The sequence below is a fragment of the Cyanobium sp. Cruz CV13-4-11 genome (assembly GCF_024346055.1).
GTDB lineage: Bacteria > Cyanobacteriota > Cyanobacteriia > PCC-6307 > Cyanobiaceae > Cyanobium.
In genome coordinates this window covers 18,318-34,913 of the sequence record NZ_JAGQCH010000008.1, presented here as the reverse complement: position 1 = coordinate 34,913, position 16,596 = coordinate 18,318, and the positions used below count along the sequence as shown (strand labels likewise).

Here is a 16,596-nt window from a genome sequence, read left to right as displayed (position 1 = left end):
GTCAGCGTCCTCCCACGGTGATGGTGTCAACCTTGATGTGGGGCTGACCCACCGTGACAAAGATGCTGCCGCTGACCGAACCGCAGAAGCCGGCAGCCAGTTCCAGATCGTTGGCGCACATCGAAATTCTGGGCATCACCTCCTTGGCATCCCCGATCAGGGTGGCCCCCTTCACCGGCTTGGTGAGGGTTCCGTTCTCGATCAGGTAGCCCTCCTCAACGGCGAAGTTGAACTGCCCGGTGGGACCGACACTGCCACCACCCATCGACTTGCAATAGAGGCCCCGGTCGACGGAGGCGATCAACTCCTCAGGCGTGTGGGGGCCAGCGGCGATGAAGGTGTTGCGCATGCGGCTGGCGGCGGCGAAGGCGTGGCTCTGGCGGCGGCCGCTGCCGGTGCGGGGATGGCCGGTGCGGCGTTCGCCGGCCCGGTCGCTGAGGAAGCGCTGCAGGATGCCGTTTTCGATCAACACCGTGCGCTGGGGCTCCATGCCCTCGTCGTCCATGGACATGGAGCCGAAGGCAGCGGCGGTGAGACCCTCGTCGATGGCGGTGAGGGAGGGATGGGCAATGGGCTGGCCGACCATCTCGGCGAAGGGGGTGGTGGCCCGCTCCACCTGGGTGGTTTCCAGCAGGTGGCCGCAGGCCTCGTGGAAGATCACACCACCGAAGCGGTTGGCCAGCACGACGGGGAACTGGCCGGCCTCGACGTAATCGGCATATAGCATCGTGCCGGCGCTGCTGCAGACATCGACGGCGGCGGCTTCCGCATCCCAGCGGCGCAGGTCGTCAGGGCTGTCGGAGGTGCCGTAGCGGCGTCCCAGGCTGGCCCGGTGGTCGCCGTCGGCGGCCAGCACGTTCAGACCCACCGACTGGTGCAGGCGCACATCGCGGGCGAAGGTGCCGTCACTGGCGGCCACCAAGACCTCCTGCCAGTCGCGGGCGTAGCTGCCCCGGCGCACCTGCAGGTGCTGGCCATGGGCCTGGAGCCGGTCGGTGCCCTCCAGCAGACGACTGGTGGCCTCGGCCAGGGACGGACAGGCCTGCAGCCAGCCCTCCTTGGTGGCGGCGAAATCCCGCAGCTCCGGCAGGCCATCGAAGCCGCCACCGGCCTGCACCGGCAGCACCAGCCCCAGCATGCCGAGGGCCTGCTCCAGGGCGGCCCGCAGGCCGACGGCGCTCAGATCGTTGGTGGAAACGAAGCCGTCGCGATCTCCCAGGAACACCCGCAGTCCGGCGCCGGCACCGAAGGCGGGGCTGACGCTGGTGATGCTGTCCTGCTCGGCGAGCAGGCCGAGGTGGTCGGAACGCTCTAGGAACACCTCCACTAGGTCGGCCCCGGCCGACCGGCCACCGGCCAGAAGGGGTTCCAGGACAGACCGCCAGGCCGGATCACCGAGAGCTGCCGGAGAGGCGGACCGCTCGGTGGTGGCAAGGGTGCCGGTGGGAGGGGAGACGACCAAGCGGCGAAGGAAGAACTGGGCCGATTCTGGCGGGTCAGCTCAGCGCACGGCGGGCTGGAAGCGCTCGCTGCGGATCGGTGCCATCAGGAACAGGCGCGCCATCTGGACACCGTTGCCGAGCCAGTGGGGCAGTTTGCGCAGGGCACGCACCGGTGCCGGGGCGCCGGAACGGTCGGCCCGATCGAGGGCGGCATTGTTCTGCACCAGTTTCTCGAGCCGCTCGTAGAACTCGGGATGCTCGACATTGAGCACCACGGGGAACACCCGGGCGGAGGTTTCGTTGGTCTTGGCGATCACGTACTTGTCGTAGGTGCGGGCATCGAGCCCGAGGGCCTCATAGAACTCCTTGCGGGCCACGTCACGCACGTACATGGTGGCGAACACGGCCAGCAGGAAGAAACGGCACCAGAGGCGGGCCGTGAAGCCACGCACCGTGTCCGGCTGGGCCTTCATCAGGGCGTCGAAGAAGTCGCCGTGGCGGTTTTCGTCCTGGCACCAGTTCTCGAAGAAGTTGAAGATCGGGAAGATCTTGCTTTCAGGATGTTGCTCCAGATGGCGGTAAATGGCGATGTAGCGCCAGTAGCCGATCTTCTCGGAGAGATAGGTGGCGTAGAAGATGAACTTGGGCTGGAAGTGGGTGTAGGCCTTGGTGGCCGTCAGGAAGCCCAGGTCGAGCTGCAGGCCGAAGTCAGCCATCGACTTGTTCAGGAAGCCGGCATGGCGGGCCTCATCGCGGGCCATGTGGGCGAAGCATTCCGCCAGCAGGGGGTTGCGCTCCTTGATGCGGCGGCTGAGCTCCTTGTAAAGCAGGAAGCCCGAGAACTCCGAGGTGCAGCTCTGCTCGAGGAACTCGACGAACACCCGGCGGGTTTCGGGGTCGAGTTTGTCGGCGGCGCCTTCGAACTGGCCGTCGCGGACGAAGTGGTGGCGGTTGTAGTCCTTGCGGAACTCCTCGCAGATCGCCTCCAGTTCCACCTCGTTGGGCCGCAGATCCATCGCCGCCATGGCGTCGAAATCCGTGGTGTAGAAGCGCGGGGTGAGGATCGTGTCCTTCACCGGGTCCTTGATGGCCGGGGCATCCGGGGTGCCCACCCGGGGGGCGGTGGGGGCTTGGGTGGTGGGAGGCACCATCGCGCTGGACGTTCAGAGAGCTCGGTCGCCATCGTAGGCATCGATCCCCGCGATCGGTCCGGATGTGAAGCCGCGGATGTGAAGACAGCGAAGGGTTCGGGAGCTCAGTTGGGGCCGAGCCACTTCTGGCCGTTGAGGCGCTGCACGACCCGTGACACCAGCAGCTGGAGGGTCATCTTCTTCTCATCGATCAGGAACGACTCCAGCAGGCTGGGGCTGCCCCCCCCTTCCGTCAGGGCGATGGTCTTGGCGGAGCTGATGTCCGGCCGGGTGAAGCAGAGCCAGAAGCGTCGCTCGCCGGGAAGCTTGCCGCGGACCATCCAGCAGTCGGCCCCGACCACGGGCATGGCGCCCTGCTCGAAGACCAGCTCCGGGGAGGGACCGCCGTAGGCCTGGATCTCCTTGATCAGGGCCGGCAGCAGCAGCTCCGGCACGAACGCGTCGAATGGCTTGTCCTCAGGGGCGGGGGGCTTCGCCTTCGGCGCAGCTGCCTTCGCCTCCGGCGGGGCGGTCTTCGCCTCGGGCGAGGTGGCGACGGGATCGGGCGTGTTGCTGGGGGTCTCGGTCACCGGAGCGATCCCTGGGCGCGATGGTGCGAGAACTTTAGGCAGCGTCCTCCAGCCTCAGGTGTGCGCGGAGACGGGACTCACCACTCCTCACCATCCCGATCGCCCCAGTCGTCATCAACGCTGGCCACGGCCGCAGAACGCGGCACCGCGGCCGGCTCGGCACGGAAGGGCCTGGGGGCGCCGCCCTCGGGGCGGTGCAGCACGCGGTAGGGCACCGAAACCGTGGGCGCCGGCTCGCCGGGGGCACGGCTGGGGCCGGCTGGAGCCGCGGTGGCAGGGGCGTCGCCGGCGTTGGGCGACCTGGACGTCGTGGATCGCGGCTCGGTGCTGCCGCCCCAGGGGGCTGTCCAGGGTTCCTGCTCCTGGCGGCGGTGGATGGTGCGGCGCAGGGACGGCCGCTCGCCCTGGCGCAGGGCCAGGGCCGTGGCGCTGGCGCTCAGGGCCGCACCTCCTCCGGCGGCGATGGCCATCCACAGGCCAATCGGCAACGCGGGGGACTGCCAGGTGAGCAACCGCAGGGGCAGGGTGGGCCTGGGGTTGAGGGCCGCCACCAGCAGGGTCACCAGCAAGGGCGACAGCAGGGGCAGCAGCAACAGGCGGTGCAACACGGTCCGGAGCGTCAGATGGTGGAGGCTTCGTCCGCAGCAGAGCGGGCCACGGGCCCCTGCCAGCGCTGCAGGGAACCCAGCTGGAGGCCCAGGGTGTCGAAGACGCGGATCACCAGGAAGTCCACCATCTCACCGATCGAGGTGGGTTGGTGATACCAGGCCGGCACCGGGGGGGCGATGCGGGCACCGGCCTCAGCCAGGCGGGTGAGGTTGCGCAGATGCACCAGGTTCCAGGGCAGTTCCCGCGGCGCGATCACCAGGGGGCGGGCCTCCTTGAGATGGACATCGGCCGCCCGTTCGATCAGATCCAGGGCCACCCCGGAGGCGATCCTCCCCACCGTGCCCATGCTGGCCGGCAGGATGACCATGCCACGGGTGAGGAAGCTGCCGCTGGCGATGGCGGCAGCCTGGTCGTTCCAGCGATGGCAGTGGAGGCGGCCGGTCGTACAGCCCGTGCGATCGCGCCAGAACCGCTCCTGGGCATCTGGCTCCGACGGCACCCGCAGGCCCATCTCCGCCTGCCAGACGCCAATGGCGCCGCGACTGGTCACCATTTCGACCGACTGGTCGTCCTCGAGCAGCAACTGCAGGGCCCGCTCGGCCAGGGGCTGGGCGGAGGCGCCGGACACCGCCAGAACCACGGGAAGCGAGGCAGGCGCCATGGGCGGCTCAGCCCTCGCTCTCGGGCAGGGAGGGGTCGCTGTCCGTGGCGCCGTCGTCACCGTCCTGCTCGAAGGTTTCGGGCTGGAGCACGGCCAGGTCAATCTGATGGCGCAGGGCGTCGACCTTCTGGATCTCCACGTCCACCCCGTCCCCCACCATGTAGGTGCGACGGAACTTGCGGCCCACCAGGCGGTTCTGGCGGGAGCGGTACTCGTACCAGTCGTCCTTGAGGGAGCTGACGTGCACCAGACCCTCCACCTGGGATGGGGGGACCTCGACGAAGAAGCCGTAGCTCTGGACGCCACTGATCACCCCAGGCAGGGTCTGACCCACCAGGGGCTCGGTGTGGCGGGCCTGGGCCAGGGCCAGGGCATCGGACTGCAGTTCCTGCAGGAAGCGGCTGCGGCCATTGAGGCGCTGGGCCAGACCATGCTCCAGGCCCTGCTGGTAGGGGGCCAGCTGGCCAGGGGTGAGCAGGGGCCAGTCGGTGCTGCCATGGCAGGTGTCACTGGACAGGTCGGTGCTGATCTTGTGGCGCACGCTGGGCCGGTCCTTGCCATCCACCAGCAGGGTCACCAGCAGCTGCTGGTTCCAGAGGTCGGCGTAGTGCAGCCCAGGGCAGCACCAAGGCGCCAGGGCGATCGCCTCACCGGCCACGGCGTGGGGGCCGGAATCGGGCGCCAGCTGCACCGGCCTCAGGGCATCACGCAGCTGCTGCTGCAGGGGACGGCCCCGGTCGGTGGCGGCGAAGACGGCGGCCAGTTCAGCGGCGCTGGCATTGCCATCGGCGCTGAGCTCCATAGGGATGTCCAGGGCCAGGGCCGCCTTGGCCACGTCGTTGATCTCGGTGGCCTCCGGGGCCGGATTGAGGGCAAACAGGGCGGGCAGCTCCAGGGCCAGCAGGTGGCGACCCAGCGCCCGGTGGGCGACCAGGACGGCTTCCCGCAGGATCGCCACCGGATCCTCGGCGGGCAGTTCCACCAGCCAGCCCTGCTGGGCCGCATCCGGCGCGGGCACCTGGAGGTCGCCCAGGCTGTCGATCGCGGGCATCGGCAGATCCAGGTCGATCGAGCCCGCCGCCAGCCGCCGCTGGCGCAGCAGGCCACTCAGCTGCACCAGCTGCTCCAGCAGGGGCAGGTGGTCCTTGAGGGCCTTGAGGGGCGCGGGGGTGGTGCGGGCCTTGGGCTTGCGCTCGGCCAGGGCCTGCATGGCGGCCCGGTCGACCCGGGCATCGGGGCTGACCTGGCTCAGGCTGAAGCGGAAGTGTTCGAGGTTCCCCTCCCCGTCCAGCTCCAGGGCCACCGAGAGGGCCGCCTGGCTTTCACCAGGACGGAAACCGCTGGCCTTGGCCAGGGCCGGGGGGAGCAGGGGAAGCCAGCGGCGTCCCACACAGATCGCCTCACCCTGGTCCCGCAACCAGGTATCGAGGCTGTTGCCCATGCCGATGCGCTCGGCGATGGCGGGGCTGTGCACCCACAGCCGCCAGCCCCCTTCCCGCTCCTCCAGGGACACCGCCGGAAGACCGGGGGCTTCAGCACCCTCCCAGGCCTCCAGCAGCAAGGTCGGCAAGGCGGTCAGATCGGCACGGCCCTTGGCGACGGGCTGCTTCAGGGTCGTACGGGGGCAGGCCGGCCGTTCCTGCAGGCGGTGCTTGGCCAGCAGCAGGTCGGTGTCGGCGGCCTCACCGCCATGCACCGGCAGGCTGCGGGCAACATGGCCGGCAGGACCGAACTGGGCCACCGGGAAACGGTCGATCTTCACCTCCACCACCGCCTCCTCGGGCGGGTCGAGGTGAACCGCATCGTCCTCGGTGAGGGCCACGGAGGTCAGCAGCCTGTCGTCGAGAGGAACGGCGACCAGCTGCCCGTCCTGGCGTTCCACCTGGGCCAGCAGGCTGGGGGTATGGCGCTCGAGGATGCACTGGACCCCCCCTTCCGGGGAGCGGCGCCGGCCCCCCTCACGGGTGATCCGGACCAGCACCCGGTCTCCGTTCCAGGCGTGGTTGAGCTGGTGGTCACGGATGTAGATGTCTTCACCGCCGTCGTCCCGCAGGGCGAAACAGAACCCCTTGCTGGAACAACGCAGGCGTGCCGGGATCAACTCGGGGGTGTCGCGTGAGCGCAGGCCTTCGGCGTCCTCCTCCACCAGCCCCAGCCGCTGCAAGGCCACCAGCCCGATGCGCAACTGCTGCTTGCAGGACTTGGTGGTGAGCCCCAGAGACTTCTCCAGCTTGGCGAGGGCCACCGCATCGGTCGTGGAGAGATGGTCGAGCAGGTCGGCGACCGTGAACTTCATCGGATGGGGGGTACGCAGGGGATGGCGCTGGTGGAGCAGCACGGTGGCCAGGCTGGTCCGGAGCCCGACGGGGGTTCGGCGGCCCCGCTGGTGGCTGGATGGCCCGAGGCGCTCGCCATCGCGGCGGACGTCATCGGACGACTCTAAGGAGCGGGGGTGTCGGCGTCCTCGCCGCTCCCCGCACCGGAGCGCAGGATCAGGCGGCTGCCGATGATCAGGAAGCCGGCGGCGGCGGCCAGCTGCAGGCCATCGGTGGGGATGACGCTGGAGAGGGAGCCACCCGCCGCCGCCCCCACCAGGCTGGCCAGCACCAGGGCGGTGGCACTGCCGGCGAAGACGGCCCCGGGCCGGTTGGAGGTGCCACTGATGCTGACGATGGCCAGTTGCGTCTTGTCGCCGAGCTCGGCCAGAAAGACGGTGGCGAAGGTGGAGGCGAGCAGGGCGAACGGCATGGGGATCTCAGGACGTGAGCAGGTGCAGGGGCGCCAGGTGCAGCACCGCCTGACGGCCGAGCCACAGGCCCAGGGCCACCATCAGCACCCCCGCCGCCCGCTCGAGCTGGTGGGCGGGCATGACGGTGGAGAGCCAGCGTCCCAGCAGCACCCCCACCAGGCTGGAGCAGATCAGGGCCAGCGAGGCCCCCACGAACACGATGAACGGGCGGCCCGACTGGGCCGACAGCAGCAGGGCGGCCAGCTGGGTCTTGTCGCCCAGTTCCGCCAGAAACACGGTGGTGGCCGTACTGAAGAAAACGGTGATCCAGCTGGAGGGGGCCGGGGAGTCGGTCGCTACCGGCGGCGGCGTGGGCTGATCGGGGGCGTCGGGGGCGCTGGTCATGACGGCTGACGGATCGTCCGCAGGAAACGGTGCATCACGGTGTGGCGGCCGCCCAGCTCGGCACGGATCTGTTGCTTGCAGGAGGCGATGGCCAGGGCCTCGGGATCGTCCCCGGGCTGGCCGAACAGGGCTACCAGCTGATCCACCCGGCAGAAATCGGGCCGCTCCGCATAGATGCGGCAACGACGGGAGCCGGTGTCGAAGTGGCGGCACCAGCCGTCCTCACCCACCATCGAGAGGTACAGCTGTTGCTGCTCGGGGTCGAGGGCCTCGATCGCGTCGCCCCTGAGGGCCGGATCGAGACGGCAGCAGGAGCCGCAGCCGCTGATGCAGTGCCAGTGCTCGGATCGGGGCAACGGAGCGCAACGGTTTGTTCCATTCACTCACACCCCACGACCACCCCCACGGCCGGCGCCAGCCATCACAACCCGATCACGGCTGCGAGTCCCGTGTCCGGAAGAGGTCGGCAGGAGACTTACACTCCTTGGCGATTGTCCCCTTCGCCAGCTGTCGTCCCATGGGTATCGACTTCCATCTCATCTCCAACTTCGGCGCCCTGGCCCTGATCACCCTGGCCGGTCCGGCCGTGATCTTCATCCTCTACTACCGCCGCGGCGCCCTCTGAGCCCACGGGCATCAGCAGGTCGGCCAGGGCGTGATACACCGGCCGTCCCTGAATCGCCTGACCGGTGTAGGTGGCGATGGCGGCGGCGGCCACCAGGCCCGGCAGGAGTTGCTGGTCGCCTGCCATGCGGATGGCGAACGCCACCGTCATCACCGGCAGCTGGGTGGCCCCCGCCAGTCCGGCCGCCATGCCCAGGGCCAGGCCCAAGTGGGGGTCCCCGGCCAGGGCCCGCACCACCCCCGCTCCGAACACGCCCCCCAGGGCAAAGGCCGGGTCGATCAGGCCGCCGGGTATTCCCGCCGACAGGGCCAGCACGGGCCCGAGCAGCCGTGCGGCCAGCAGGGCCACCCAGGGCCAGTCGAGCGTCGTGTCGGCGTCCTGGTCGAGGACCAGGCGCATCAGCGCTTCCCCATCACCGCCACTGGCGCCGCCGGTGAGCAGGGCCAGCAGGGCCAGCACCACCCCTGCGGCCAGGCCGAGACGCAGGGGCCACCGGCGGGCGATGGGGGTGATCAGGGCCGTTGCCCGCACCAGCAGCCAGGCGAAGCCACCACCGAGCAGGCCGCCGCCGAAGCCAATGGGGATCGCCCACAACAGCTGGTCGAGTTCCGTCACGGGGCTGGCGTTGATCCCCAGGGCGAACATCGGCTGACCACCCAGGTTGCTCACCAGCGCCGCCGCACTGGCCAGCACCAGGGCCGGCCAAACCAACCGCTGCTGGAAGCTGCCGGTGAGCTCCTCCACAACGAAGATCACCCCCATCAGGGGGGTGTTGAAGCCGCCGGCCAGACCGGCACCGGCGGCACCGGCCAGCAGATGGCCCCGGCTGGTCCGGTGCAGCAGGCCCGGCCAGCGCCGCAGCAGGGCCTGGCCCACCGAGGCACCCACCTCGACCACGGGACCCTCCCGACCCAGCGGCAGCAGGGCCAGGCTGGCCACGGTCCAGAGCCCCAGCCGTTCTCCCGTGGGGGCGGCGCCCAGCAGCTGGGCGCCCCGATGGGGATCCTCCAGGCAGAGCATCACCTGGGGGATGCCCGAGCCGGCGCCGCGGCGCCAGGGGCCCCGCTGGAGCCAAAAAAGAAGGGGCACCAGGGGGATCGGCGCCAGGGCCAGCAGCCAGCCAGGGCCGCTCCAGGGGCCGCCGCTGAACGCCGGCAGGACCGAGAGCAAACGGTCCTGGAGCAGGTCGATGCGGTTGAGGGGCCAGCAGGCCAGCCCCACCAGGGCCCCCAGCAGCGCCAACTGGGCGAGGGAACGCAGCAGGCCGAAGCGATGGCGGCTCATCCTGCGGCCATCCCCAGGGCCATGGCCGCCTCCCGCAGCAGTCCCTGCACGTAGGGATGGGGCGAATCCGCTGCATCAGCGAGTGCGCCGGAATCCGGCTGGATGGCTGAGCGCAGCTCCTCGCCGGCGGCGTTGGTGATCACCAGGGTGTCGCCCTGGCGCCGGCACCAGTAGGTGCGATCCCGCCGCTGCAGGACCACCCCGTCGCCGCCGCTGCAGCGGATCGCCTCAAGTTCCAGCTGGAACCGTTCCACCCCCTGCCAGTCATCGCGGCGCAGCCGGAAGGCCACATCCACCGGCCCGGCCCACTGGCTGGGTCCCTGCCAGCGCCAGCCGATCGCCCGCAGCCGCACGTCCCCCTGGGCCAGCTGCAGTTGCAGGTGGCCGCCACGCAGCAGCTTCTGCTCCAGCACCTGGCAGCGACTGGTCCAGAACAGGGGTGTGGGGTTGCCGATGCCGAAGGGGGCCAGCCGTTGCAGGTGGTGCCAGAACTCCCGATCGATGCGCTCCAGCCGCAGCAGGGCCTCGGGTTCGACGGCGCGCCCATCCCCCGCCGCCTCCAGCCAGGTGCCGGCCAGAGCCTCGAGGCGTTCCTGCAGGGCGGCCACGTTCTCCGCCCGCACCGTGAAGCCACCGGCGGCCGGATGGCCGCCGTGGCGCTCCAGCAGCTCGGCGCAGGCGGTCAGGGCCGCATCCACGGCGAAGCCCTTCGGCGCCCGCACCGAAGCCCGCAGGCGACCGCCCCCCTCCGCCGCCAGCAGGGCCACCGGTCGGCCGAAACGCTCCACCAGCCTGGAGGCGACGATGCCGATGACGCCGTGGTGCCAGTGGCCCTGGGCCAGCAGAAGGAAGGCGGGCCGGCGTGGGCCGTCGGCCTCCAGCAGGGCCAGGGCCTCCGCCTCGATCGCGCCGCAGAGTTCCCGGCGCTGGCGGTTGAGGGCTTCACAGGAGCGGGCCAGCTCCAAAGCCTGCTCCGGGTCCTCCGTGGTGAGCAGGTCAACCACCAGCTGGGGATCGCCCAGCCGGCCCACGGCATTGATGCGGGGGGCCAGCTGGAAGCCCACCGCCTCCGCATCGACCCGGTGCTTCTCCAGGCCCGCCAGTTGCCGCAGGGCCTGCAGGCCCGGCAGGGGGCTGCGGCCCAGCAGGGGCAGGCCATCCAGCAACCAGCGGCGGTTCACCCCCTGCAGCGGCGCCATGTCGGCAATGGTGCCGATGCAGAACAGGTTGAGGGCGATCTCCAGCCCCTGGGGATTCTTCAGCCGCCGGCAGAGGGCAGTGGCCAGCACGTGGGCCAGCCCGACGCCCGCCAGGCCCCGGTAGGGGGAGCCTTCCGGGGTGACGGCCGGGTGCAGCAGGGCCAGGTGCCGCGGTAGCTGGGGAGGCAGGGTGTGGTGGTCGGTGAGGATCACCTCCACATCAAGGGCGGCGGCCCGCTCGAGGGCCTCGGTGGCGGCCACTCCGTTATCCACGGTGATCAGCAGCCGTACCCCCTCGGCCGCCAGCCGTTCCACCATGGCCGCATTGAGGCCGTAACCGTCCTCCATGCGGCTCGGGATGGCGGCCCGGGGCCGGGCGCCGAGGCGCTGCAACACCCCCACCAGCAGGGCGGTGCTGGTCATGCCATCGGCGTCGTAGTCGCCGCAGATGGCCACCGACTCGGCCGCCTGGCAGCAACGCACCAGCCGCTCGACCGCCAGCTCCAGGCTGGGGAAATGGGCGGCGGGATCAGGGGCAGCCTCGGGTTCGAGCAGCTCACGCACCGCCGACTCCGTCAGCAGGCCGCGACGCCGCAGGAGCGCCAGCAGTTCCTCGGGCAACGCGCCGCCGGGATCCCGGCTGGCCGACGCCGGCTCATCGCCGCCCAGCGGAGTGGGCAGCAGCCAGCGTCGCTCGTCGACGGCAGGGAGCAACGATCGACGGGCGGGGCCTTTGCATTGTGGGAGGCGGGGCAGCGCGACGCACCCCTTAGCCTGGCAATGGCAACAGATGTGGCATCCGATGGCCCCGGCCCTGACGGCCCTGCTCTGGGACGTGGATGGCACCCTGGCCGAAACGGAGTTCGAGGGCCACAGGGTGGCGTTCAACCACAGCTTCGCGGCCGCTGGTCTGCCCTGGCGATGGGATCGCCCCACCTACGCCCGGCTGCTGGCGGTGAGTGGCGGCCACGAGAGGATCACCCATTTTCTGGAGCAGGCAGAAGGCCGCGCCCCCGAGCCGGAGCGGGTGGCGGATCTGCAGCGCCACAAGCAGACCCTCTACACGGCTCTGGTGCGTCAGGGCGGGCTGGCCCTCAGGCCGGGGGTGGCCCGCTTGGTGCAGGCGGCCGCCGCAGCGGGCCTGCGGCAGGCGATCGTCACCACCAGTGGGCGCCCTGCCGTGGCCTCCCTGCTCGAAGGTGCGCCGCCCGGGGTGGCCGAAGCCTTCGAGTTCTGGATCTGCGGCGAGGACGTGGAACGCAAGAAGCCCGATCCGGAGGCCTACCGGCTGGCCCTGCAACGCCTGGAGGCCGGTGATCAGGGGGTGCTGGTGCTGGAGGACTCCCCGGCCGGCCTGGCGGCCGCCAGCGGCGCCGGCCTGCCCTGCCTGGTCTGCCTGAGTGAGGCGACCCGGGTGCAACCGGCCAGAGCCTTCAGCGCCGCCCGGGCCGTGGTCGAGAACCTGGAGGAAAGTGAGAGGGCGGTGGCGGTGCGCCAGGGTCCGGCTTGCCCCGGCCACCAGGTGACGCTGTCGTGGTTGCAGCGCCTGCTCGATCCGCCATGACCCGCCTCCCCCTGCAGCGCACCCGTTTCCAGGGCCTGATCAGCCGACTGGGGACAAGGGTGGCCGGCCAGGTGCGGCGCAGCTGGCGGACCGGCAGCCTGGCCGCCCTGGCCCTGCTGCTGGGATTCTTCTCCGGTCAGAACCTCACCAGCTTTCTGCTCATCGCCTCTCCGGGGGGGAGGCCGGCCGTGGTGCTGGGCCTGCTGCTGGTGATCGAAACACTGGTGCGGTTGCGAAGCCGCCTGGTGCGGGACGAGCCCCCCCTGGGCTGGGTGATCGTCGACAACCTGCGCATCGGCGTCACGTACTCGATCGTGCTGGAGGCGTTCAAGCTTGGGACCTGACCCGGCGGCGGCCTGGGAACGGCGGCTGGAACGGGCCGGCGACCTCGGGCCGGTGCACCCCAGCCTTCTGCGGTACCTGGCCCTGCCGCTGCTGCGGCGGCTCGAGGACGGCCTGGGAAGCGAAACGGGCCAAAGGAAACCGGTCCTGGCCCTGAATGGACCGGTGGGAGCCGGCAAGACCAGCCTGGGCGGCGCCCTCGAACACCTGGCCGCCCTGGGCGGCCTGCGGCTCGTGGTGGTCTCGATCGACGATCTCTATCTCCCGGCCGACGAACGGCGCCGGGTGCTGGCGGGCAATCCCTTCGGCGTCAGCCGGGTGCCGCCCGGCAGCCATGACCTGCCGCTGCTGCTGGCGGCGCTGAACGGCTGGCGCGCCGGGGGCCCGCTGCGGCTGCCCCGTTTCGACAAGACGCTGGCAGGAGGCGAAGGGGAACGATCCGGGTGGCGGGAACAGCCCGCGGACGCCCTGGTGATCGAGGGCTGGCTGATGGGATGCCGGGCCCTTGGTCCGCTGGCCCTGGAAGCATGGCTGCAGAGCGGGGCTGGTCTGGAGGAACTGACCACCGAGGAACGCCAGTGGCTGCCCATCTGGGACCGCCATCTGGCGAGCTACGGGGACCTCTGGAGCGCCTGTGATGGGCTGTGGCTGCTGCATCCGCAGCGCTGGAGCCTGCCGCGCCGCTGGCGCTTCCAGGCCGAAGCCATACAACGGCGTGCGGGTGGGGGCTGGCTCACGGCCGACAAGCTCGATGGCCTTGTGCGGGCCACGGTCCGTTCGCTCCCACCGGCGCTCTACCAGGACCCGTTGCTCAGGCGGCAGCCATCCCTGGAGCTGCAAGGCGGTGTGATCCTCGATGGCAGGAGGCGTTGCCGCCCCCTGGGGGCTCAGCTCTCTTCGCTGGCTTCGGCGTCTTCGGCGATCGGGTAGACGAAGCCCTGGGCGCGACCGCTCAAGACGGCCTTGCCCAGCGACATGGCCTTCTGGGCCGCCACACCGGCCTTGGCCTTCCAGTGGGCGTGGCGTTGGTTGCGCTTGCCTTTGGAGGTTTTCTTCTTGGGTACGGCCATCCGGCTATCTCGTTGCCAAACGATGATCCTGCGCCGCCGACTCGCCTTTCGTCAAATGGCTACAGTCCATTCCTGATAAGGATGCCAGGCCTGTGAGCAGCAGTTCTCCTCCGGAGCCGGCCAAACCAGCCCCACCGGTGCAACCGGGCTTCAGCCTCGGGGGCCAGTCCTCCGCCGCGCCCTCCTACAGCCAGCTGCTGCGGGACATCGCAGCCGGAAAGGTGAAGAGCCTGGAGCTCTCCCCCGCCCAGCGGGTGGTGACCGCCACCTTCGCCGACGGCCGCAGCCGCCAGGTGGCGGTCTTCAGCGACAACCAGCAGCTGTTGCGCACCGCCGAACAGGCCAGGGTGCCCCTGGCGGTGCGGGATGAGCGGCGCGACGACGCCATGGCCGGGCTGGTCACCAACGGCCTGCTGGTGGCTCTGCTGATCGCCGGCCTGGTGCTGCTGGTGCGGCGCTCCGCCCAGGTGGCCAACAAGGCGATGGGATTCGGCCGCAGCCAGCCCCGTCTGCAGGAGGAAGGGGCGATCACGGTGCGCTTCGAGGACGTGGCCGGCATCGCCGAGGCCAAGGAGGAACTGCAGGAGGTGGTGACCTTCCTCAAGACCCCGGAACGGTTCACCTCCATCGGCGCCCGCATCCCCAAGGGGGTGCTGCTGGTCGGCCCCCCCGGCACCGGCAAGACGCTGCTGGCCCGGGCCATCGCCGGTGAAGCCGGTGTGCCCTTCTTCTCGATGGCCGCCACCGAGTTCGTGGAGATGTTCGTGGGCGTGGGTGCCAGCCGGGTGCGCGACCTGTTCCGCCAGGCGAAGGCCAAGGCCCCTTGCATCATTTTCATCGACGAGATCGATGCGGTGGGTCGCCAGCGGGGGGCGGGGATCGGCGGCGGCAACGACGAACGGGAGCAGACCCTCAACCAGCTGCTGACCGAGATGGATGGCTTCGAGGACAACTCGGGGGTGATCCTGCTGGCCGCCACCAACCGCCTTGACGTGCTGGACACCGCTTTGCTGCGACCCGGTCGCTTCGACCGCCGCATCAGCGTCGATCTGCCGGACCGCTCCGGGCGCGAGGAGATCCTGTCGGTCCACGCCCGCACCAGGCCCCTGGCCGAAGCGGTGTCGATGGCCGACTGGGCGCGCCGCACCCCCGGTTTCTCCGGTGCCGACCTGGCCAACCTGCTCAACGAGGCGGCCATCCTCACGGCCCGGCGCCAGAAGAGCCAGGTGGATGACGAGGCCATCGGTGACGCCCTCGAACGCATCACCATGGGGCTGACCGCCGCCCCGCTGCAGGACAGCGCCAAGAAGCGGCTGATCGCGTATCACGAGATCGGCCACGCCCTGCTCACCACCCTGGTGCCCCACGCCGACAAGCTCGACAAGGTGACCCTGCTGCCCAGGGCCGGCGGCGTCGGAGGTTTCGCCCGCACCATGCCCGATGAGGACATCCTCGATTCCGGGCTGATCAGCAAGGCCTACCTGCGGGCCCGTCTCGTTGTGGCCCTCGGCGGGCGGGCCGCCGAACTGGTGGTGTTCGGCCCCAGCGAGGTGACCCAGGGGGCCAGCAGCGACCTGCAGCTGGTGCGGCGCATCTGCCGCGACATGGTGATGCGCTACGGCTTCTCCAGCCTCGGCAGCTTCGCCCTTGAGGAGGAGGGGGAGGAGGTGTTCCTTGGCCGCGACTGGATCCGCTCCAGCCCCCACACCTCGGTGCGCACCGGCAACCGCATCGACGCGCAGGTGCGCCAGCTGGCCTGCGAGGCCCTGGAGAGGGCCATCGCGGTGCTGACCCCCCGCCGGGAGCTGATCGATGAGCTGGTCAATCAGCTGATCGAGCTGGAAACCATCGACGGCGACAGCTTCCGCGCCCTGGTGGAGGCCCACGAAGCGCCTGGCGGTTCAGCCCTCGCCGCCCAGGCCGGAGGCAAAGCGGATGTCGAGGCTGCGCAGGTAGGTGTGTAGCCCAGCGTCCTGAATCGGCAGCAGCCGGGCCGGATGGGCGCTCTCATTGACATGGGAATGCCAGTGGCCCGGCGGCGTCACGAAGGCGGCGCCCGGCTCCCATTCCATCCGCAGAGGGTTGCGGATCGTGCCGTCGGGATTGAGGTCGGGACCCGAGAGGGTGGCGCAGCCGGGCTGGCAGTCGATCACCAGGTCGAGGGCGACGGACTGGTGCCGATGGGGGGGCTGTACCGCGCCGGCCGGCACCAGTCCGTACATGGCCCAGAGGGTGTGGGTCACGGTGCGGCTCGCCGGCAGGGCACTGTTGGCCATCAGCAGGCTGAGGCGATTGCTGCGGGCGCTGCTGGGATCCGCTGCCAGCGCTGCCAGCTCCCCATCGAGCCAGGCGGCCGGGTAATGGCTGGGGGCGAAACGGGGGGATTCGGCCCGCACCCCGAGGAAGGTGAGCAGGGGCTCGTCGTGGATCCAGTAGAGGACGCTCTCCTCGGAGGCTTGCAGCCGAGGCTCCAGTCCGGCCGGCAGGACGAACAGATCTCCACGGCCCCAGCCCAGATCGAGGGGTTCATCCCCGGCACTGGAGAGGCAGTGGCAGCGGCCAGAGCCCCGGTACACGTAGAAGAGGGAGCTGGTGGCGTTGGCGGCCACCCCGATCGATTCGCCTCCGAGGATCCGCACAAAATTGGCGCTCAGGGCCGGGCTTGTGGCGGGGGAGGGGCAGCCGAGACGGGCGCTGAGGTCGAGGGGAAGAACCGCCGTTGGACCCGTGGCATGCAGATCGGGGCCCCAGCGGCCCTCCGGAATCGGCTCGGTGAGACCGGGACGGATCGGGTTGGCCGCCTGGCGGTAGTCGAACAGCAGGGTTTCAGACTGCCAGTCGTGGGCCCCGGCGATGGCTCCGGGGCTGGGGGGCCTGGACGCTTGGATCTGCCCCATGGGATCAGGTTGCAATCGTTGACAGATCCTATGGATTTCTTTCCATTGCC

18 protein-coding genes and 1 pseudogene are annotated in these 16,596 nt (G+C 70.3%); 6 read left to right on the top strand and 13 right to left on the bottom strand.

Translation table 11 applies throughout. The features are described 5' to 3' along the window. Position 1 precedes the first annotated feature (1 nt). The 6 genes from KBZ12_RS07925 to KBZ12_RS07900 all read right to left on the bottom strand — a co-directional run bounded on the left by KBZ12_RS07925 (position 2) and on the right by KBZ12_RS07900 (position 6,728). The gene (locus KBZ12_RS07925; protein WP_396100852.1) at positions 2 to 1,462 is read right to left on the bottom strand and encodes a TldD/PmbA family protein; all 1,461 of its coding nucleotides are present in this window, start codon (positions 1,460 to 1,462) and stop codon (positions 2 to 4) included. A 39-nt stretch (positions 1,463 to 1,501) separates the two neighbouring features. After that, a complete protein-coding gene (gene acsF / locus KBZ12_RS07920; RefSeq protein ID WP_254957378.1) occupies positions 1,502 to 2,593 on the bottom strand; it encodes a magnesium-protoporphyrin IX monomethyl ester (oxidative) cyclase in 1,092 nt (363 codons plus the stop codon). A 104-nt stretch (positions 2,594 to 2,697) separates the two neighbouring features. Continuing rightward, positions 2,698 to 3,162, bottom strand: a complete 465-nt coding sequence (locus KBZ12_RS07915) for a DUF2996 domain-containing protein (protein ID WP_254957377.1) — start codon at positions 3,160 to 3,162, stop codon at positions 2,698 to 2,700. Positions 3,163 to 3,239: 77 nt separating this feature from the next. Continuing rightward, entirely contained in the window at positions 3,240 to 3,770 is a 531-nt protein-coding gene (locus KBZ12_RS07910; RefSeq protein WP_254957376.1) for a hypothetical protein, read from the bottom strand. 11 nt (positions 3,771 to 3,781) lie between these two features. Then, complete coding sequence (locus KBZ12_RS07905; RefSeq protein WP_254957375.1) at positions 3,782 to 4,432, bottom strand: flavin prenyltransferase UbiX; 651 nt, start codon at positions 4,430 to 4,432, stop codon at positions 3,782 to 3,784. Positions 4,433 to 4,439: 7 nt separating this feature from the next. Beyond that, positions 4,440 to 6,728 carry an RNB domain-containing ribonuclease gene (locus KBZ12_RS07900; protein ID WP_254957374.1) on the bottom strand — a complete coding sequence of 763 codons (2,289 nt, stop codon included), beginning with the start codon at positions 6,726 to 6,728 and terminating at the stop codon, positions 4,440 to 4,442. Between the two features lie 3 nt (positions 6,729 to 6,731). Here KBZ12_RS07900 and KBZ12_RS07895 point away from each other — a divergent pair, with 3 nt between their 5' ends. Then, complete coding sequence (locus KBZ12_RS07895; protein ID WP_254957373.1) at positions 6,732 to 6,875, top strand: hypothetical protein; 144 nt, start codon at positions 6,732 to 6,734, stop codon at positions 6,873 to 6,875. Here the strand turns inward: KBZ12_RS07895 and KBZ12_RS07890 are convergent. Genes KBZ12_RS07890 through KBZ12_RS07880 form a run of 3 tightly spaced genes read right to left on the bottom strand, consistent with a single transcriptional unit; the run spans position 6,872 to position 7,921 of the window. Beyond that, positions 6,872 to 7,180, bottom strand: a complete 309-nt coding sequence (locus KBZ12_RS07890; RefSeq protein ID WP_254957372.1) for a TMEM165/GDT1 family protein — start codon at positions 7,178 to 7,180, stop codon at positions 6,872 to 6,874. The two genes, KBZ12_RS07895 and KBZ12_RS07890, sit on opposite strands and share 4 nt — an antisense overlap. A 7-nt stretch (positions 7,181 to 7,187) precedes the next feature. Continuing rightward, positions 7,188 to 7,565, bottom strand: a complete 378-nt coding sequence (locus KBZ12_RS07885) for a TMEM165/GDT1 family protein (protein ID WP_254957371.1) — start codon at positions 7,563 to 7,565, stop codon at positions 7,188 to 7,190. Then, complete coding sequence (locus tag KBZ12_RS07880) at positions 7,562 to 7,921, bottom strand: YkgJ family cysteine cluster protein (RefSeq protein WP_254957370.1); 360 nt, start codon at positions 7,919 to 7,921, stop codon at positions 7,562 to 7,564. Before KBZ12_RS07880 ends, KBZ12_RS07885 begins: the two co-directional genes overlap by 4 nt. 161 nt (positions 7,922 to 8,082) lie before the next feature. Here KBZ12_RS07880 and psb30 point away from each other — a divergent pair, with 161 nt between their 5' ends. Further along, complete coding sequence (psb30, locus tag KBZ12_RS18645; RefSeq protein ID WP_071881620.1) at positions 8,083 to 8,190, top strand: photosystem II reaction center protein Ycf12/Psb30; 108 nt, start codon at positions 8,083 to 8,085, stop codon at positions 8,188 to 8,190. 72 nt (positions 8,191 to 8,262) lie between these two features. Here the strand turns inward: psb30 and KBZ12_RS07875 are convergent. Both KBZ12_RS07875 and recJ read right to left on the bottom strand, forming a co-directional pair. After that, positions 8,263 to 9,474, bottom strand: a pseudogene (locus tag KBZ12_RS07875) (chloride channel protein); the annotation flags it as partial. Further along, positions 9,471 to 11,387, bottom strand: coding sequence for a single-stranded-DNA-specific exonuclease RecJ (gene recJ, locus KBZ12_RS07870; RefSeq protein WP_254957368.1), 1,917 nt, complete (start codon positions 11,385 to 11,387; stop codon positions 9,471 to 9,473). The pseudogene KBZ12_RS07875 and the gene recJ, both read right to left, overlap by 4 nt. Positions 11,388 to 11,475: 88 nt before the next feature. Here recJ and KBZ12_RS07865 point away from each other — a divergent pair, with 88 nt between their 5' ends. The 3 genes from KBZ12_RS07865 to KBZ12_RS07855 are packed head-to-tail and all read left to right on the top strand — an operon-like array spanning position 11,476 to position 13,509. Next, entirely contained in the window at positions 11,476 to 12,237 is a 762-nt protein-coding gene (locus tag KBZ12_RS07865; RefSeq protein WP_254957367.1) for an HAD-IA family hydrolase, read from the top strand. Next, positions 12,234 to 12,581 carry a DUF565 domain-containing protein gene (locus KBZ12_RS07860; protein WP_254957366.1) on the top strand — a complete coding sequence of 116 codons (348 nt, stop codon included), beginning with the start codon at positions 12,234 to 12,236 and terminating at the stop codon, positions 12,579 to 12,581. The genes KBZ12_RS07865 and KBZ12_RS07860 overlap by 4 nt, the downstream gene beginning before the upstream one ends. Next, on the top strand, positions 12,571 to 13,509 hold the full coding sequence (locus tag KBZ12_RS07855) for a hypothetical protein (protein ID WP_254957365.1): 939 nt from the start codon (positions 12,571 to 12,573) through the stop codon (positions 13,507 to 13,509). Before KBZ12_RS07860 ends, KBZ12_RS07855 begins: the two co-directional genes overlap by 11 nt. Here the strand turns inward: KBZ12_RS07855 and rpmF are convergent. Beyond that, positions 13,467 to 13,649, bottom strand: coding sequence for a 50S ribosomal protein L32 (rpmF, locus tag KBZ12_RS07850; protein ID WP_216908893.1), 183 nt, complete (start codon positions 13,647 to 13,649; stop codon positions 13,467 to 13,469). The two genes, KBZ12_RS07855 and rpmF, sit on opposite strands and share 43 nt — an antisense overlap. Before the next feature lie 137 nt (positions 13,650 to 13,786). Here rpmF and ftsH point away from each other — a divergent pair, with 137 nt between their 5' ends. After that, positions 13,787 to 15,613, top strand: a complete 1,827-nt coding sequence (ftsH, locus tag KBZ12_RS07845; RefSeq protein ID WP_254957503.1) for an ATP-dependent zinc metalloprotease FtsH — start codon at positions 13,787 to 13,789, stop codon at positions 15,611 to 15,613. Here the strand turns inward: ftsH and KBZ12_RS07840 are convergent. Beyond that, entirely contained in the window at positions 15,551 to 16,546 is a 996-nt protein-coding gene (locus tag KBZ12_RS07840; protein ID WP_254957364.1) for a cupin domain-containing protein, read from the bottom strand. The two genes, ftsH and KBZ12_RS07840, sit on opposite strands and share 63 nt — an antisense overlap. Positions 16,547 to 16,596: the final 50 nt, after the last annotated feature.

Coding starts and splice junctions, on each gene's coding strand:
- acsF (WP_254957378.1), bottom strand. CDS start 2,593: ATGGTGCCTCCCACCACCCAAGCCCCCACCGCCCCCCGGGTGGGCACC.
- KBZ12_RS07905 (WP_254957375.1), bottom strand. CDS start 4,432: ATGGCGCCTGCCTCGCTTCCCGTGGTTCTGGCGGTGTCCGGCGCCTCC.
- KBZ12_RS07900 (WP_254957374.1), bottom strand. CDS start 6,728: ATGAAGTTCACGGTCGCCGACCTGCTCGACCATCTCTCCACGACCGAT.
- KBZ12_RS07895 (WP_254957373.1), top strand. CDS start 6,732: ATGGGGGGTACGCAGGGGATGGCGCTGGTGGAGCAGCACGGTGGCCAG.
- KBZ12_RS07890 (WP_254957372.1), bottom strand. CDS start 7,180: ATGCCGTTCGCCCTGCTCGCCTCCACCTTCGCCACCGTCTTTCTGGCC.
- KBZ12_RS07885 (WP_254957371.1), bottom strand. CDS start 7,565: ATGACCAGCGCCCCCGACGCCCCCGATCAGCCCACGCCGCCGCCGGTA.
- psb30 (WP_071881620.1), top strand. CDS start 8,083: ATGGGTATCGACTTCCATCTCATCTCCAACTTCGGCGCCCTGGCCCTG.
- KBZ12_RS07865 (WP_254957367.1), top strand. CDS start 11,476: ATGGCCCCGGCCCTGACGGCCCTGCTCTGGGACGTGGATGGCACCCTG.
- KBZ12_RS07860 (WP_254957366.1), top strand. CDS start 12,234: ATGACCCGCCTCCCCCTGCAGCGCACCCGTTTCCAGGGCCTGATCAGC.
- rpmF (WP_216908893.1), bottom strand. CDS start 13,649: ATGGCCGTACCCAAGAAGAAAACCTCCAAAGGCAAGCGCAACCAACGC.
- KBZ12_RS07840 (WP_254957364.1), bottom strand. CDS start 16,546: ATGGGGCAGATCCAAGCGTCCAGGCCCCCCAGCCCCGGAGCCATCGCC.